Consider the following 15,700-nt stretch of genomic DNA (forward strand, 5'->3'; position numbering starts at 1 on the left):
CTAGGCCGGTCGGAGCCCCGCACCCGCCCCGCCGGCCCGCACGTCACCGCTCCGTAAGACCTGGAACCGGCAAGAGGGTCACCCCGACGGCGTCGAGGAGGCCGTCGGGGACGTGGTGCGGACGTTCAGGTCGGGGCGCGGGGTGAGCGCCACCAGCGGCGAGCCCGGCTGGGGCGGCGGCGGGGTGAGCTGGTTCGGGTCGAGCTTGGGCGGCGTCGTCTGCTGGAAGTTGACCTGGTCGTGATTGACCAGGCCGGTCTTCTCCAGCACCGTGATGTGGTCGAGGACCGTGTCGTTGGCCTGGTCGGCGAGCTGCCTGACCAGCGTGTTCCGCGTACTGGCACGGATCTTGGCGATGGCTGGGAAGATCTGCCCGTGCGTCACCCGCATGATGTTGACGGCCGTGGAGTCGAACTCCTTGCCCCGCGAGGCGTCCACCGTGGCCACGAACTGCTGCTGTTGCGGGGTCGCCTGGTTGGGCAGGGTGATGTTCAGCTCGGGCGCGATCCTCCGGCAGGTCTCGTCCAGCCCGGCGTGCCCGACGATCAGGTGCCTGCCCGCCTCCTTCATCGCGTCGGTCGTGCCCCGCTCCAGTGCCTTCTCGCCGAGCGGGTACTCCCACAGCCCGGCCGAGCGCACCTTCACCACGAAGTCCCGGTCGCCCTCGGTGAGCGGGCCGTGCGGGGTGTCGGCGATGACACGGTCGGGGTTGGTGGCCGAGTTCCGCATCCCGAGCACGGCCGGGTACGCGAGGGCGGTGAGCGTCAGACTCAGCGCGCCGAACACGAAGACGGTTCCGGCCATGTTGCGGGACATGCGCATGGGTGCCTCCAGACACGGGCTGCTCGTACACCTGGTACGTCTCGTACACGTCGTACGTCTCGTACACCGGAAGGTACGGACGCCGTCGCCGGAACAGTCACCAGGAGCGCGGGTGATTCGTTCCCGCCGTCGCGCGGTACGAGATGAGCCGTGCAGACATTCCTCCCGTATCCGGACTTCACCGAGTCGGCCCGCGTCCTGGACCGCCGCCGGCTCGGCAAACAGCGCGTCGAGGCGCTCCAGGTGCTGCGCGGGCTGACCGTGCCCGGCTACGGCTGGCGCCGGCATCCGGCGGTGCGGATGTGGACGGGGTACGAGGAGGCCCTCGTCCGCTACGGGTTGCAGATGTGCCACGTCTGGCGCGACCTCGGCCACCAGGACAGCTGCGCGGCCACCATGGTCGCCGACTTCGCCGCCCACCGGCCCGGCACCGCGGTACGGGAGCAGGCGGAGCTGGCCGAGGCCGGTGAACTGCCGCCCTGGCTGGGCGATCCCGCCCTGCACCGCAGCCACCGCTCCGCCCTGGTCCGCAAGGACCCCGACTTCTACGCCCCGCACTTCCCCGGCGTACCGGACGACCTGCCGTACCACTGGCCCGGCTCGGACCGCGGCGGCGAGTGAGCCCCCGCGCGGGTCACCCCAGTGGCGTACGCCCGCCCCTGAGATGCTGGCGCCATGCCGACGACCCCGCAGCCGCCCGTGCCCGCCGGACCCGGACCCGCCGGACCGGTGTCCCCGCGGCCCGCCCCCGAGCCCGTCACCCCCGACGCGCCCGCCGCCCTGAAGTGGCCGCTGCTCACCCAGGAGTGGCTGGACCTCGCCTTCGTCCACTGGGCGCTCGACCCGGACGCCGTCGCCCCGCTGCTGCCCGCCGGGACCGTGCCGGACGTGTACGAGGGGCGGACGTACGCCGGCCTGGTGGCGTTCCGGATGCACCGGGTCGGCTGGCTGCGCTTGCCCGGGGTGCCGTACCTCGGCTCGTTCCCGGAGACCAACGTGCGGCTGTACTCCGTCGACGCGCACGGGCGGCGCGGGGTGGTGTTCCGCTCGATGGACGCCGCCCGGCTGATCCCGGTGCTGATGGGCCGGGCCGGGTTCCGGCTGCCGTACGTGTGGTCCCGGATGGCCGTACGCCACAGGGGTGACCTGATCGGCTACACCAGCACCCGGCGGTGGCCCGGACCCCGGGGCGCGTACTGCAAGCTGGTGGTGCGGCGGGGCGAGCCGATCGCCGAGCCGACCGGTCTGGAGCACTTCCTGACCGCCCGGTGGGGGATGCACAACGCCTTCTTCGGGGACACCGGGTTCCTGCCCAACGCGCATCCGCGCTGGCCGCTGCACCGTGCCGAGCTGGTGCGCTGCGAGGAGAACCTGCTGGCCGCGGCCGGTCTGCCCGGCGACTCGGGGGAGCCGGTGAGCGTGCTGTACTCGCCCGGCGTGCCGGTCGAACTGGGCCGCCCCGCCCGCCCGGCGGGCATTCCGACGCCCTGACGGCCCGTCTCATACCCGTCACATACCAGTGGCGCGCAGCCCCGTCAGCACCCGGTCCGGCGTGAGCGGCAGTTCGCGGAAGCGGACGCCGGTGGCGTGGTGGACCGCGTTGCCGACCGCCGCCGCCGAGCCGACGATGCCGATCTCGCCGATCCCCTTGCTGCCCATCGGGTTGGTGTGCGGATCGTCCTCGTCCAGCCAGTGCGCCTCGACGTCCGGCACGTCGGCGTGGGCGGGCACGTGGTACGAGGCCAGGTCGCACTCGACGAAGTCGCCGAACGCGGCGTCCATCGTGCTGCCCTCGGTCAGCGCCATGCCCATCCCCATCGTCATCCCGCCGATGAACTGCGAGCGCGCCGTACGGGCGTTGAGGATCCGCCCGGCCGCGAACACGCCGAGCAGCCGGCGCACCCGGGTCTCCCCGGTGACCGTGTCCACCGTGACCTCGGCGAAGTGCGCGCCGAACGCGTGCCGTGCGTAGGGACTGTCGGCGTCCGCCGACCCGGTGGTGTCGGCCGATGCGCTCAGCCCGCCCTCCGGGATCCGCCCCGCGTGCTCCGCGAGCCGCTCCGTCAGCTCGGTGCACGCCTGGTGCACCGCCCAGCCCCACGAGGAACTGCCGGAGGAACCACCGGCCAGTGAGGCGGGCGGCAGCTCCGTGCTGCCGACCTCGCTGCGCACCCTCTCCAGCGGCACCCCGAGTGTGTCGGCGGCGATCTGGGCCAGGATCGTCCGGGCGCCGGTGCCGATGTCGGTGGCGTTGATCCGGACCACGAACGTGCCGTCGGGCCGGGCCTCGGCGCTCGCGACGGAGGGCTGCACCAGCACCGGATAGGTGGCGGCGGCCACGCCCGTGCCCACCAGGAGCGGGCCCTCGCGGCGGGCACCGGGGCGCGGATCACGCCCGGACCAGCCGAAGCGGCGGGCCCCCTCACGCAGGCACTCCACCAGGTGCCGGCTGCTGAACGGCTTGCCGCTGTCCGGTTCGACGTCCGGCTCGTTGGCGATCCGCAGCTCGACCGGGTCGGTGTTCAGCGCCACCGCGAGTTCGTCCATCGCGGACTCCAGCGCGTACATCCCGGGGGCCTCGCCGGGGGCGCGCATCCAGGAGGGCGTGGGCACGTCGAGCGGGACGACGTGGTGTTCGGTGAGCATGTGCGGCGCGGCGTACATCACCCGGGCGGGGACCGCGGCCTGCTCCACGAACTCCTTGACGCGCGAGGTGTACGTCGTCACTTCGTGCAGCAGCCCGGTCAGCCGGCCGTCCGGACCGGTGCCCAGCCGCAGCCGGTGCAGGGTGGGCGCGCGGTGGCCCACCACGGCCGGCATCAGGCGGCGGGGGAGCGCGACGGTCACCGGGCGTCCCGTGTGCCGCGCGGCCATCACCGCCAGTACCACGTCCGGACGCGGGGTGCCCTTGGAGCCGAAGCCGCCGCCCACGTGCTCCGCGGTGACGGTGATCCGCTCCTCCGGCAGCTCGAACAGCGCGGCCAGCGTGGACCGTACGGCCGTGGCGCCCTGGGAGGAGGCGTGCACCAGCAGCCGGTCCCCGTCCCAGCGGGCGGTGGAGGTGTGCGGCTCCATCGGGTGGTTGTGCAGCGGCGGCACCCGGTAGGAGACGTCCACGCGGGTGGCGGCCGAGGCGAACGCGCCCTCGGGATCGCCTTGTTGACGGCGGCCGGGATACCCGCCGTTGGCCTGCTCGGGGGTGTACGCCGCCGGGTGCCCGGCGGTGAGCGTCACGTCGTGCTCCTCGGCCGCGTACTCCACCCGGACGGCGGCGGCGCCGGCCCGGGCCGCCTCCAGGCTCTCGCCGACGACGAGCGCGACGAACCAGCCGTGGTGCGGCACGCGGTCGTCCTGGAGCACCTTCAGGGTCGGGTCGTCCGGCTCGGCCAGCCGGGGCGCGTCGTCGGGGGTGAGGACCGCGAGGACCCCCGGCAGTTCCAGGGCCGCCGAGGCGTCCAGGGAGCGCACCCGGCCGCGCGCGACCGACGCGGCCACGGGCCACCCGTACGCCCGGCCGGGCAGCGGATGCTCGGCGGCGTACCGGGCCCGGCCCGTGACCTTCTCCCGCCCTTCGCGGCGCTCGGCCGGGGCGCCGACGGCGGAGCCGGTGGCGGCGACGGAAACCATGGGGTCCTCCTGACCTGCCCGGGGGCAGCGGGATGCGAAGAGATGAGGGTGCGGGGCGGGGCTCAGACCGGTGCCGGGGTGCGGGGCGCCAGTCGGGTGAGGACGTCCAGGGCCACGCCCCGGGTCAGCGGCACCTTGTAGGCGTTGTCGCCCAGCGGCCGGGCCGCCGCCAGCTCCAGGTCGACGGCGTGCTCGAACGCGTCCGCCGTCGGCGCGGCGCCCAGCAGCGCCTCCTCGGCCCGGCGCGCCCGCCACGGCCGGTGCGCCACCCCGCCGAACGCGATCCCGGCCCGGTGCACGACACCGTCGGCCACCTCCAGGACGGCGGCCACCGAGGCGAGCGCGAACGCATACGAGGCGCGGTCCCGGGCCTTGCGGTACGCGGAGGGCAGCCCGGCCGTGGCCGCGGGCAGCACCACCCCGGTGATCAGCTCCCCGGGGCGGATCTCGGTGTCCCGCTCCGGGTGCTCACCGGGCAGCCGGTGGAACTCGGCCACCGGCACCTTCCGCTTCCCGTCCGCGCCGTACAGCTGCACCTCGGCGTCCAGCGCGGCCAGCGCCACCGCCATGTCCGAGGGGTGCGTGGCGATGCACCGCTCGGAGTACCCGAGGACCGCGTGGTCGCGGTGCACGCCCTCCAGGGCGCCGCACCCGCTGCCCGGCTCCCGCTTGTTGCACGGCTTGGTGACGTCCTGGAAGTACGGGCAGCGCGTGCGCTGGAGCAGATTGCCGCCGGTGGTGGCGACGTTGCGCAGCTGCCCGGAGGCGCCGGAGAGCAGCGCCTGGGAGAGCGCCGGATAGCGGTCGCGGACGGCGGGGTGCGCCGCCAGATCGCTGTTGCGGACGGTGGCCCCGGCCCACAGCCCCCCGTCGGGCAGCTCCCGCACGTCGTCCAGCGGCAGCCGGCTGACGTCGATCAGGGTGCCGGGCCGTTCCACGTCCAGCTTCATCAGGTCCATCAGATTGGTGCCGCCCCCGAGGTAACGGGCACCGGGGTGCGCGGCATGGGCGTCGACGGCCTCCTCGACGCTGCCGGCCCGCAGATAGGCGAAGGGTTTCACGGCAGTACGTCCTCCACGGCCTCGACGATGTGCGGATAGGCGCCGCAGCGGCACAGATTGCCGCTGAGCCGCTCGCGGATCTCCTCCCGCGTGAGCGGCACCGGCTCGCCGGACGGGGCGGCCGGATCGGTGACGTACGAGGGATGGCCCGCCACGGCCTCGCCGATCGCGCCGACGGCGGAGCAGAGCTGGCCCGGGGTGCAGTAGCCGCACTGGAAGGCGTCCCGGTCCAGGAAGGCCCGCTGCAACGGGTGGAGCGGGCCGCCGCTGCCGTCGCCGTCGGCACCGTCGGTGCGGTCCTCGGGCGTGGCGAGCGCCGGGAGCCCTTCGACGGTGGTGACCTCACGGCCGTCCAGGGCCACGGCGGGGAGCAGGCAGCTGTTGACCCGGCGCCCGTCGAGCAGGACCGTGCAGGCGCCGCACTGGCCGTGGTCGCAGCCCTTCTTCGCGCCGACGAGGTCGAGGTCCTCGCGCAGCAGGTCCAGCAGGACACGCCGGTTGTCGACGGTCAGCGTGTGCGACACGCCGTTGACGCGGAGCGTCGTCGTGGACCGGCAGTCCTCCGGCAGGGTGCCGACGGCACCGCCGCCCGGTGCCTCGGACCCGGTGGGGCGGGCGCCGTCGCGGGCCCGGTCGCCGGTGCCTGTCTCGTAGTGCGGACCGTCCATGGCGTGGGGAGCCTTCCGTCGCGGCGGGACGCGGTCGCGGCCCGCGCGCCGGCCGGGGCCGCGCGCGGTGCCGTGGGAACCGCGTAACCAGGCTGCGCCACCTGACACGTCCCGGCACGTCGGGAGTGCGGCGCGCGAGCCCGCCAGGAGGGGCCGGGGGCTCAGACGGTGACCACGATCTTGCCGTGGGTGTGCCCCTCCTGGCTGCGCGCGAAGGCGTCCGGCAACCTCTCCAGCGGGTACGTCGCGGCGACGGGCACCGTCAGCTTCCCCTCGTCCGCCAGCCGGCCCAGTTCGGCCAGGTCGGCGCCGCTGGGCCGGACCCACATCCACTGCCCGCCCGCCTCGATCACGCTGTTGTCGGCGATGGACGCGTGCCGCCCGCCCTCGGCCAGGACCGCCCGGGTGACGTCCAGGACACCGCCCACGAAGTCGGCCACCACGTCCACCCCGTCCGGCGCCAGCTCCCGCACCCGGCCGGCGAGCCCGTCGCCGTACGCCACGGGCTCGGCGCCCAGCTCGCGCAGCGTGTCGTGCCGCTTCGGCGACGCCGTGCCGATCACCCGGGCGCCCAGCGCCACCGCGATCTGCACGCCCATGGTGCCCACCCCGCCGGCCGCGTTGTGGATCAGCACGGTGCTGCCCTTGCCGGTGCCCAGCCGGGTCAGCGTCTGGTACGCGGTCAGCCCCGCCAGCGGCAGTCCGCCCGACTGCTCCCACGACAGCGACGCCGGCCGCCGGGCCAGGGCGCGCACGGGGACGGTGACCAACTCGGCGAACGTCCCGCCGTGCACGTAGTCCTTCCGCGCGTACGCCACCACCTCGTCGCCGACCGCGAACTCGGGCGCGTCGATGCCGGTCTGCTCGACGACGCCGGCCACGTCCCAGCCGGGCACCACCGGGAAGACGGTGTCCATCAGGTCCTTCAGGCCGCCGGCCATGAGCTTCCAGTCGACGGGGTTGACCGAGGCGCAGCGCACCCGGACGAGCACCTCGCCGGGGCCCACCTTGGGGCGGGGTCGCCGGGTCTCCGACAGCACCCCGTTGTCGCCGAAGCGGTCGTAGGTCATGGCGCGCATCGAGGTGTCCGCGGTCTTCTCCTGGTCGGTCATGGTGAGGTCTGCCTTTCCGGTGGTCGTCGGCCGCCGTCACTGGTGGTCGTCGGGGCGCGGGCGGTGGTCCGGGTGCCAGGGCGCGGGACCGGTGCCGTCACTCCAGGCTTGCAGGGTGTCCCGGTCGACGCAGAGGATGCCGCACTGCTCGGCGTACTCGACGGCGGGCGCGGTGAAGCCGCTCGTGGTCACGACGGCGGCGACCTCGGCCTCGTGCACGGTGAAGCACGTGCCGCCGAAGCGCTGCATGTCCTGCGAGCCGACCTTGTGGGTGTCGCCGTACCGCTTGCACTGGACGACGAGGCGCCGGCCGTCGGGGGTGATCCCCACCACATCCGCGCCGAGGTCCCCGGCGCCGCCGACCACCTCCACCTCCGTGCATCCGTCGCGCTCGCACAGCGCGGCGACGGCCTGCTCGAACGCGTCGGGGTCGAGGAGGCCGTAGTCGACGGCGGTGTACTCCACGGGTTCGGGACCGAGGTCGGGTTCGGGGCCGAGGTCGGGTTCGGGGAGCGGCGCCGTTGTCCGCTCCGGCTCGAACTCCGGGGCGGCGGGCAGGGGTTCGGTGAGCGTGCGCCCGGTGTGTGCCGGCCCGGCCGGGTGGGGTCCGGCGGTGGTGGGCGCCGCGGGGGCCGGTTCCGTCAGGGAGTCGAGCGCCGTCGTCGTCGCGGCGTCGATCGCGGTGACCGCGCGGCGCGCGGCCCGGCGGGCGGAGAAGCGGCGGCGGCCGTGGCGCAGGGCGAGCGCGGCGGACGGCAGCGCCACCAGACACAGCGCCACCGCCAGGACCGGCCAGTCCGCGGCGGCCCGGGCGGCCGTCCGCGCGGCGAGCCCCAGCACCACCACGACCAGGGCGAGCAGGACGAAGAACAGCGAGGTACGCCGCAGGTCGAAGCCGCGGCCGGGGCGCCGCACACGTATCCGGCGCACAGGTGTGGTGGTCATGGACGGCGGTCCCCCCTCGTGGAGCACACTTCGAAGATCACTCTCTCCGGACGTGTGCCCAAGATCGCCGACTTGAGCCGGAACCGGCGGTGGCTCGCGATGCCGTGCGAGCCCCCGCCGGTTCCGGCGGTGCCGCTCAGCGGCGTGCGGTGTACCGCCGCGAGCGGAGCAGGACGACCAGACCGGCGCAGAGCATCAGGGCGCCGGCCGCGGCGGGCCACAACTGCGACCCGGTCTCGGCGAGGCTGCCCTGCGAACCCTCGGCCTGCGGCGCCGGGTTGGAGCCCACCGTGTCCTGGTCGTCGGTGCCCTCGGCCCGGGAGACCGCGGAGGGCGAAGCGGAGCCGGTGGGCGCTTCGGTGGCCTCCGAGCGCTGGGCGTCGGAGGCGACCGTCGACTCGGTCTTCGGGGTGTCGGCGCCGGTGTTGCCGCCGCCCTTCACGGCGTCGCCGCCGGAGCCCTTGGTGCCGTTCTGCGCGTCCTCCCCGGCCTTCCCGTCCTTCCCGTTCTGCTCGTCCTGCGAGCCGGTGTCGTTGCCCTTGTCGCTGTTGTCTCCCTTGCCGGCGCCGTTGTCCTGACCGCCTTTGCCGCCGCCGTTGCCGCCCTGGTCACCGCCCTTGTCGTCGCCGGGCTCGGTCGCAGGCGGGGCGCCGGCGCCGCAGGTGCGGCCCGCGTTGAGGCAGTCGACCATCTCGTCCATCAACTTCTCGTCCATGATGTTGATGAAGTCGTCGTGGTCGTTGATCGGCTTGTGCAGCTGCTCCGGGAATCCGTCGACCGCGTAGGCGTTCTTCACCCGACCGTTCTCGACGGTCGGGGCCGGGACCTCGTACACCAGGCGCATCGTCAGCCGCGGAATGGCCTTGAAGCCGTTGGCGCAGTTGCCGTCCGCGTCGGCGAACGCGACATGCGTACGGTGGTTGGCGCTGTCGATGTTCTGGCCGTCCCAGCAGCTCTGGAAGGCGAACGAGCGGACCACGTCACTGCCCTCGAAGTGCGCGTTGGCGTTGGCGGGGCCGTTGGTGAAGGCCTTGGCGTCACCGGTGATGATGCGCAGGAACTTCGGCATCGCGACGACCTCGGCGGTCTTGCTGCCGACGTACGTGATCTCGGCCTGCTTGGCGGTGAGGATCTTGCCGACGTTGCCCTCCTTGCCGCCGCCGTCGCTGTTCTGGTCGAAGTCCTGCGTGCCGTCCTGGACGCGGACCACCGGCCAGTAGTACGCCGACCTGTCGCCCTGCTCCTCGCAGGAGGTGTCCGCCGCGGCGAACGTGTCGTTGTTGGAGAAGGCGTTGACGTCCTGGTTGCCGACGTAGTCGTGCAGGTGGTGGGCGCCGTTGGTCACGCCGGGCGCCGCGATGACGTTGTCGGTGTTGTAGTTCTTGTTCTCGTTCACCCCGCAGTCGACGGTGAACGAGCCGCGGGCGACGCCGGCCCCTGCCACGGGGCCGCTCACGTTCGGCTTCACGGTCCGGATGTCGACGAAGTCCGAGGCGTCCGGGCCGTTCTCGTTCTGCCCGTCGCTGCCGGACGGGACGGTTCCGCCACCGCCACCGGTGCCTGCCGTGCCGCCCGGGTCCCTCTTCACCTCGCAGGCCGCCAGATCGTCCAGGCCCGACGGCCGCTGACCGGTGCTCTTGTCGATCGAGTCGCTGATCCGGCCGATGCTCTCCGTCCTCGACTCGGCCAGGGGATCGAGGACTTCGCCCTTGACCTTCTCCCCGGCTCCGGACCTCGCTGCCGTGCCCATCGCGGTCAGCCGCTGGTAGGCGTCGGTGATCTGGCTGTCCATCGCGGCCAGTTCGTCGCTCACGCCCGCCCGGGCCTTCTCCGACAGCTCGGGCAGGTGGTCGGCGACCTCGGGACAGTCGATCGTGCTCCCCGCGGCACCGGCCGGCAGTCGCTGGGAGGTCTCCGACGAGCCCGTCTCGGTGGCCGAGGCGTACGTGTTGACCGCGATCAGACCGGCCCCGCCGAGCATCAGCGCGATCGCCGCCGCCGTACTGCGCCGTGCGGCCTTCGGTCTCCTGCGGGTCCCTCCGGTCACGACATCCTCCTCGACTTGCCACCGGACAGGGCGGGAACAGCCCTCGGGCTCTATACGGAGCCGGGACACAGGATGTTCACAGCAGTCTCAGGGGAATCGGGACCGGCCGACCGCGCCGTCTCAGGAGAATCGGGACCGGCCGTCCGCGCCGTCTCAGCCGGGGAGCCTGGCCGTCAGGCCCTTCGCGCCCGCGCGGACGCTGCCCGCCGCGGCCGCCGGGAGCGCGCCCATCCGGGCCGAGCGGCGCACGAGCTTCGCCTCGCGCCGCAGCTCCTTCGCGGTGTGGCGGCCGCGCCACAGGAGCGAGGGGAGGCCCCCGGTGTCGTCGGCGGCGACGAGGAGCCCGCCCAGCATCGAGACGTTCTTGAGGAAGTGGATGCGCTGCTGGACGCGGTCGGCGTCGTCCTCCGCCTCCCAGAACCGGTGGCCCGCCAGCGTCGTCGGCACGAGCGTGCCCGCGAGGGCCAGCGCGGAGAGCCGGGGCATGCGGCCGAGCCCCAGCAGCACGCCGGCCGCGACCTGTACGGCACCGCTGAGCCGTACGGCCTGCTCGGTGCTGTCGGGCACCACCGGCACACGGTCGGACACGGGCCGGACCACGGGCTCCGCGATTCCCGCCACCCGCTCCGGGTGGCGGACGGAGTCCAGTCCGCCCGCGATGAACATGGAGGCCAGCATCGGACGGCCGAGCACTCGCAACAGACTCATGGGATGGCCCTCTCAGACGGGTCGGCAACGGTGGCGAGCGCGGGGGAGGCGCCCGCTGCCGGGTTCCCCACTGGCCGGACGATCAATCCGCCGACCGTCCCGGTCGCCCCGACCGCGTCATCGCCCCGGTCGCCCCGACCGCGTCAACCGCCCCGGCCGCGCACGGCCGCGTCAACCGCCCCCACCACCCCGGCCGCCCGCTCCGGCTCCGTCCACGAGGGACCCGCACCGGCTCCGTCACAGCTCGGGCGGGACCTTCGCCTGCGTCTCGTCGGTGAGGTGACGGGTGTCGAGCGGCAGCCGCAGCGCGTTGCGCCGGTGCGCGGCCTTCCAGTCGGCCGCCAGCGGCGAGGGCGGCACCGCGAGGACCGGGCAGGCGGCGTGGGCGATGCAGTACCGGCTCACGGAGGGCGACAGCAGCCGGTGCAGCCGGCCGCGCCGTCCGGCGCCGACGACCAGGAGGTCACCGGCGCGGTCGGCGATGTGCACCAGGGCCCGGCCCGCCGGCCCCCGGCCGAGGACGGCCCGCAGCGGCACGCCGGGCCCCGCCGTGCCGAAGGTCTCGTGCAGCACCGTCAGCAGGGCGCGCCGGGCCGGCCGCCGCCACTCGTCGAGCAGCGGTTCCGTGCCGGCCGGGCGGTGGGCGGTGAGCTCGCCGCCGGGCGCGTCCCAGGCGAGCACGGCCCACAGTTCGGCGCCCCTGCGCCGGGCTTCCTCGGCGGCCCGGTACAGGGCCGTCCGGCTGCTGAGGGAATCGCTCGTACCGACCACGACACGAGCGGGTCCCACACCGTCGGCTTCAGACATGACTTCACCGTTCCACGTGTTCGTCTCCCGGACCGCCGCCGCGCGGGCGTCGCATGCGCGTGCGCGCTCCCGCGGGGACCACCGTCCGGCTCACTCCCGGCACGGAGTCCCGGGTACCCGCTCGGCGCCGTTCGGCACGTCCGCGTTCGGGCTCGCGGACCGCGCGGCACGGGTCCGGGCGCCGGATACTCGCTGTTCACCACCGGTCGACCGACCGTACACTGCAACCCACGCGTGCGCGGGTGGGGTTGAATGGGGGGAACGGCATGTCCGGGGATCAGAACGGCACGTCCGCAGACGGCTACGACGAGGGCGGCGACCGGCCGCCCGCGATCGGCGAGCCGCAGCATGAGGCCACCGGGGGCAGGCCCGGTCCGGCGTGGGGACCGCCGGGCTCGGCCGGGAACGCGCCGGGTGCCGCCGGGAGCGCGCCCGGTGCGGTCGGAGGCGGGTCCGGTGCGGCCGGGGACCAGGCCGACACCGGCTGGAGCCGCCCCGTTCCGCTCGAGGGCGGCCGGCCCGAGCCGGCCGCTCCCACGGGGTCGCCGTACGCCCCACCGGGTGCTCCGGCCGGTCCGGCCAGTGCCCCGTACGGTCCGGCCGGGGCGCCCTACGGCCCTGCCGGGGGCGGGTTCCACGTTCCGCCCATGCCCGCCGCCCCGCCGGCCGCCCCCGCGGACGGCGGGCGGGCCGCCGCCGTGGGGCTGCTGAACCTCAGCGGCCTCGGCCTGGGGTACGCGCTCGTACGGCGCCCGCTGCTCACCCTGGTGTGCTGGGTCGCGACCGCCGTCCTGCTCCTCGTCGCGCTGCCCGCCGACCCGGACGGCGTCCCGGCGCTCGCCCTCGCCCTCTACGCCGCGCTCCTCCTCGCCGCCGCCGCCCACGGCGCCGCCGTGGGCCTGCGCACCCGGCTGAGGTGGCCGCCGCGGACCCCGGTGGCCCTCGCGCTCGGCGTCCTGCTGCTCGCCGTCCCGGCGGGCGGTGTCGTGCTGTACGACGGCGCCCGCGACGAGGCCACCGAGCAGCTGCTCCTCGACCGGCTGGACGGCGCCGACCACCTCGTCGAAGCGGCCTCCGAGCAGCCGTTCGACAAGGCCGAGCCCGACTACCGCCGGGCCCTGAAGGCCTACGACGCCCTCGCCACGGACCACGCCGGCTCCCGCGCCGCCGCCCGTGTACCGGACCGGCTGCACGACTTCTACACGACGGTCGGCGCCTCCTACGAGCGGCACCGGTACTGCGACGCCGTACCCGCACTGAAGTACCTGCGCACCGTGCCGCGCACGGTCGACCGCGAGCGGCTCGGCTCACTGGCCCACTGGCCGGACGACCGGCTGGCCACCTCCCTCTACAGCTGCGCGTCGGACGGCCTGACCTCGGGCGACGCGGAGTGGCCCGGCCTCTTCGGGGACCTGCTGACCACGTTCCCGCAGTCCGAGCAGGCGGCCAAGGTGGAACCGGCCGTGAAGTCGGCGGTCGGCAAGGCCGTCAAGGAGGTGGACGGCGACGAGCCGTGCACGGCGGTCTCCCGGCTCGAGGGCCTCTCCGCGCAGATCACGGATCTGCCGGGGGAGAAGGCGGGCGTCGGCCAGGCCCTGGCGAAGGACGCCGACCGGGCGGGCCGCGGCGCCGACGAGGGTGCGTACGACTGCGGCGTCGACCAGTACAAGGACAAGGACTTCGACGCGGCCCTCGAAAGCATGAACGACTTCGTCAAGAACAACAAGCACCACAGGAACCGGGCCCGCGCGCAGAAGATAGCCATCGCCGCGGAGGTCGCGCAGACCGTCCCGGCCGCCGGCAAGCGGCTGCCCACGACGGCCTCCGGCGGCAGCATCTCCGTCACGGTCGAGAACGACAGCCCCGACGACATCACGGTCCTCTACACGGGCCCCGTCACCGGCAGCTTCACGCTCAAGGGGTGCGGCAGCTGCTCCGAGTACGACTGGGGCAGCACACTGAGCCCCGGCTTCGAACCGTGCGGCAAGAGCGGGCGGAACTACCCGCAGCGCACGATCTCACTGCCGGTCGGCACGACGTACTTCGTCCACAAGTCGCGGTCCGACGCGACGACCACGACGCCGTCGTCGGACACGGCCAAGCTGCGCCCCGGGTACGTGTACACGGAATGCGCGTACACGACACGGGGATTCGGCACGGGCACCGGCACGGGGACGGACACCTGACAGAGGGGCGCGGGGCTGTGGCAATGTGCGGCGGGCGCGATCAGACGTACCGCGCCCCCACACCGCCTCATCGCGTCAGCGTCTGGGTGCCCAGGACCGTCAGAAGCGCCAGCCGGTCCGCGTCCTCGCTGCCCGGCTCCGCCGTGTACACCATGATCCGCAGATCGCTGCCGGACACCGCGAGCACGTCGCAGTCCAACGTCACGTCCCCCACCTCCGGATGCTCGATGACCTTGCGCGCCGCCTCGTGCGCACCCACCGCCCCCGACTCCCACAACTCCCCGAACCGCCCACTGCGCGCCCGCAGTTCACCCACCAGCCGCCGCAACCGCGGATCCTCCGGATAGCGGGCGACGGTCGCCCGCAGATCGGCGACGAGCGCCCGCTCGAACGCCCGCAGGGACTCCGGCGTGTGCCGCGCCCGGCTGCCCGGCCCGACGAAGTGCCGCCACACACTGTTGCGTTCGTTGCCCCGCCACCCGGACGGATCGCCCATCAGCGCCGCATACGGCGGATTGGCGAACAGCAGCGTCCAGGACGCGTCGAACACCGCGGCCGGCGTCCCCGCCAGCCGGTCGAGCAGCCGCTGCACACTGGGCGTCACATGCGTGGGCACGGTGTCCCCGCCCGGCGCGAGCAGCCCGGCCAGCCGGAACAGATGGGCCCGCTCGGTGCCCGACAGCCGCAGCGCCCGCGCCAGCGCCTCGACGACCTGGGGCGACGGGTTGGAGGCCCGCCCCTGTTCGAGCCGGGTCACGTAGTCGACGGAGATGCCGGCCAGCATGGCCAGCTCCTCACGGCGCAGCCCCGCCGCGCGCCGTTGCCCGCCCGAGGGCAACCCGGCCGCCTCCGGGGACACCCGGTCCCGCCAGCGACGTACCGTACCGCCGAATTCCGCTGTCGCCATGACCCCCAGTGTGCCGCGCCCGCCGCCCGGCTACCTGGTACTGCTGGTCCCATGAAGCGGGGACTCCTGGCTGCCCCCGCCGCACCGGCGCAGCCTGGACCCATGACCACGACACTCATCACCGGGGCCAACAAGGGCCTCGGACTGGAGACCGCCCGCCGCCTCACCGAGGCGGGACACACCGTCTATCTCGGCAGCCGGGACGCCGCCCGCGGCCGCCGTGCGGCCGACGCGGTCGGCGCCCGCCTGCTCGTCCTCGACGTCACCGACGACGCCTCCGTCGCGGCGGCGGCCGAAGCCGTCGAGGCGGACGGCGGCCTGGACGTACTGATCAACAACGCCGGCATCGAGGGCCGCGGCCCCGGCAACAGCGTCATCGGTGCCGCGGACGTCACCGCGGACATGATGCGCGAGGTGTTCGAGACGAACGTCTTCGGCATGGTCCGCGTCACCCATGCCTTCCTGCCCCTGCTGCGCCGCTCCGCCGCCCCGGTGATCGTCAACGTCAGCAGCGGCCTCGCCTCGCTGACCGCGATGACCACCCCGGGCACGCCGGCGTACGGCTACCCGGGCGTCGCCTACCCGGCCTCGAAGACGGCCGTCAACACGGTCACCGTGCAGTTCGCGAAGGCGTTCCCGGAGATGCGGATCAACGCGGTCGAGCCCGGGTTCACCAAGACGGACCTCAACGGCAACACTGGGATCCAGACCGTGGAGGAGGGCGCCGAGATCATCGTACGGATGGCACGGGTGGGGGCGGACGGTCCCACCGGCGGCTACTTCACCGCCGAGGGCCCGCTGCCCTGGTGA

The 15,700-nt window shown here is 74.2% G+C and carries 14 protein-coding genes; 4 read left to right on the top strand and 10 right to left on the bottom strand.

The genetic code is table 11. The features are described 5' to 3' along the window. Positions 1-78: 78 nt before the first annotated feature. Complete coding sequence (locus tag IO29_RS33345) at positions 79-822, bottom strand: DUF4142 domain-containing protein (protein WP_030379095.1); 744 nt, start codon at positions 820-822, stop codon at positions 79-81. A 150-nt stretch (positions 823-972) separates the two neighbouring features. Between IO29_RS33345 and IO29_RS33350 the strand changes: the two genes are divergently transcribed. Beyond that, positions 973-1,443: an MSMEG_6728 family protein gene (locus tag IO29_RS33350; protein ID WP_030379096.1), complete on the top strand. Its 471-nt coding sequence runs from the start codon at positions 973-975 to the stop codon at positions 1,441-1,443. 54 nt (positions 1,444-1,497) lie between these two features. Further along, on the top strand, positions 1,498-2,313 hold the full coding sequence (locus tag IO29_RS33355) for a YqjF family protein (protein ID WP_234307471.1): 816 nt from the start codon (positions 1,498-1,500) through the stop codon (positions 2,311-2,313). Positions 2,314-2,331: 18 nt separating this feature from the next. Here IO29_RS33355 and IO29_RS33360 read toward each other — a convergent pair whose 3' ends face one another. The 8 genes from IO29_RS33360 to IO29_RS33395 form a co-directional block, all read right to left on the bottom strand. Next, the gene (locus IO29_RS33360; protein WP_030379098.1) at positions 2,332-4,449 is read right to left on the bottom strand and encodes a xanthine dehydrogenase family protein molybdopterin-binding subunit; all 2,118 of its coding nucleotides are present in this window, start codon (positions 4,447-4,449) and stop codon (positions 2,332-2,334) included. A 62-nt stretch (positions 4,450-4,511) separates the two neighbouring features. Then, a complete protein-coding gene (locus IO29_RS33365; RefSeq protein WP_030379099.1) occupies positions 4,512-5,510 on the bottom strand; it encodes an FAD binding domain-containing protein in 999 nt (332 codons plus the stop codon). Then, a complete protein-coding gene (locus IO29_RS33370) occupies positions 5,507-6,178 on the bottom strand; it encodes a (2Fe-2S)-binding protein (RefSeq protein WP_234307472.1) in 672 nt (223 codons plus the stop codon). The genes IO29_RS33365 and IO29_RS33370 overlap by 4 nt, the downstream gene beginning before the upstream one ends. A 161-nt stretch (positions 6,179-6,339) precedes the next feature. Further along, on the bottom strand, positions 6,340-7,257 hold the full coding sequence (locus IO29_RS33375) for an NADP-dependent oxidoreductase (protein WP_199806869.1): 918 nt from the start codon (positions 7,255-7,257) through the stop codon (positions 6,340-6,342). Positions 7,258-7,326: 69 nt separating this feature from the next. Beyond that, positions 7,327-8,235 (bottom strand): restriction endonuclease, encoded by a 909-nt coding sequence (locus IO29_RS33380; protein WP_030379102.1) that lies wholly within the window; start codon positions 8,233-8,235, stop codon positions 7,327-7,329. Positions 8,236-8,371: 136 nt separating this feature from the next. Further along, the gene (locus IO29_RS33385; RefSeq protein WP_051848719.1) at positions 8,372-10,282 is read right to left on the bottom strand and encodes a DUF1996 domain-containing protein; all 1,911 of its coding nucleotides are present in this window, start codon (positions 10,280-10,282) and stop codon (positions 8,372-8,374) included. Between the two features lie 153 nt (positions 10,283-10,435). Beyond that, entirely contained in the window at positions 10,436-10,990 is a 555-nt protein-coding gene (locus IO29_RS33390; protein WP_030379104.1) for a DoxX family protein, read from the bottom strand. A 237-nt stretch (positions 10,991-11,227) separates the two neighbouring features. Further along, the gene (locus IO29_RS33395) at positions 11,228-11,797 is read right to left on the bottom strand and encodes a universal stress protein (RefSeq protein WP_030379105.1); all 570 of its coding nucleotides are present in this window, start codon (positions 11,795-11,797) and stop codon (positions 11,228-11,230) included. A 647-nt stretch (positions 11,798-12,444) separates the two neighbouring features. On the opposite strand from IO29_RS33395, the gene IO29_RS33400 reads away from it, so the two are divergent. After that, positions 12,445-13,983, top strand: a complete 1,539-nt coding sequence (locus tag IO29_RS33400) for a hypothetical protein (RefSeq protein WP_033225224.1) — start codon at positions 12,445-12,447, stop codon at positions 13,981-13,983. A 67-nt stretch (positions 13,984-14,050) separates the two neighbouring features. On the opposite strand, the gene IO29_RS33405 is transcribed toward IO29_RS33400, so the two are convergent. Continuing rightward, on the bottom strand, positions 14,051-14,890 hold the full coding sequence (locus IO29_RS33405; RefSeq protein ID WP_030379107.1) for a helix-turn-helix transcriptional regulator: 840 nt from the start codon (positions 14,888-14,890) through the stop codon (positions 14,051-14,053). A gap of 102 nt (positions 14,891-14,992) precedes the next feature. Between IO29_RS33405 and IO29_RS33410 the strand changes: the two genes are divergently transcribed. Next, positions 14,993-15,700, top strand: coding sequence for an SDR family NAD(P)-dependent oxidoreductase (locus IO29_RS33410; RefSeq protein ID WP_030379108.1), 708 nt, complete (start codon positions 14,993-14,995; stop codon positions 15,698-15,700).

It is taken from the genome of Streptomyces sp. NRRL F-6676 (assembly GCF_000725625.1).
GTDB lineage: Bacteria > Actinomycetota > Actinomycetes > Streptomycetales > Streptomycetaceae > Streptomyces.

Bases quoted from the DNA above. Each gene is read 5' to 3' on its own strand.
- IO29_RS33345 (WP_030379095.1), bottom strand. From the start codon at position 822: ATGCGCATGTCCCGCAACATGGCCGGAACCGTCTTCGTGTTCGGCGCG.
- IO29_RS33355 (WP_234307471.1), top strand. From the start codon at position 1,498: ATGCCGACGACCCCGCAGCCGCCCGTGCCCGCCGGACCCGGACCCGCC.
- IO29_RS33360 (WP_030379098.1), bottom strand. From the start codon at position 4,449: ATGGTTTCCGTCGCCGCCACCGGCTCCGCCGTCGGCGCCCCGGCCGAG.
- IO29_RS33370 (WP_234307472.1), bottom strand. From the start codon at position 6,178: ATGGACGGTCCGCACTACGAGACAGGCACCGGCGACCGGGCCCGCGAC.
- IO29_RS33375 (WP_199806869.1), bottom strand. From the start codon at position 7,257: ATGCGCGCCATGACCTACGACCGCTTCGGCGACAACGGGGTGCTGTCG.
- IO29_RS33380 (WP_030379102.1), bottom strand. From the start codon at position 8,235: ATGACCACCACACCTGTGCGCCGGATACGTGTGCGGCGCCCCGGCCGC.
- IO29_RS33390 (WP_030379104.1), bottom strand. From the start codon at position 10,990: ATGAGTCTGTTGCGAGTGCTCGGCCGTCCGATGCTGGCCTCCATGTTC.
- IO29_RS33395 (WP_030379105.1), bottom strand. From the start codon at position 11,797: ATGTCTGAAGCCGACGGTGTGGGACCCGCTCGTGTCGTGGTCGGTACG.
- IO29_RS33400 (WP_033225224.1), top strand. From the start codon at position 12,445: ATGCCCGCCGCCCCGCCGGCCGCCCCCGCGGACGGCGGGCGGGCCGCC.
- IO29_RS33405 (WP_030379107.1), bottom strand. From the start codon at position 14,890: ATGGCGACAGCGGAATTCGGCGGTACGGTACGTCGCTGGCGGGACCGG.
- IO29_RS33410 (WP_030379108.1), top strand. From the start codon at position 14,993: ATGACCACGACACTCATCACCGGGGCCAACAAGGGCCTCGGACTGGAG.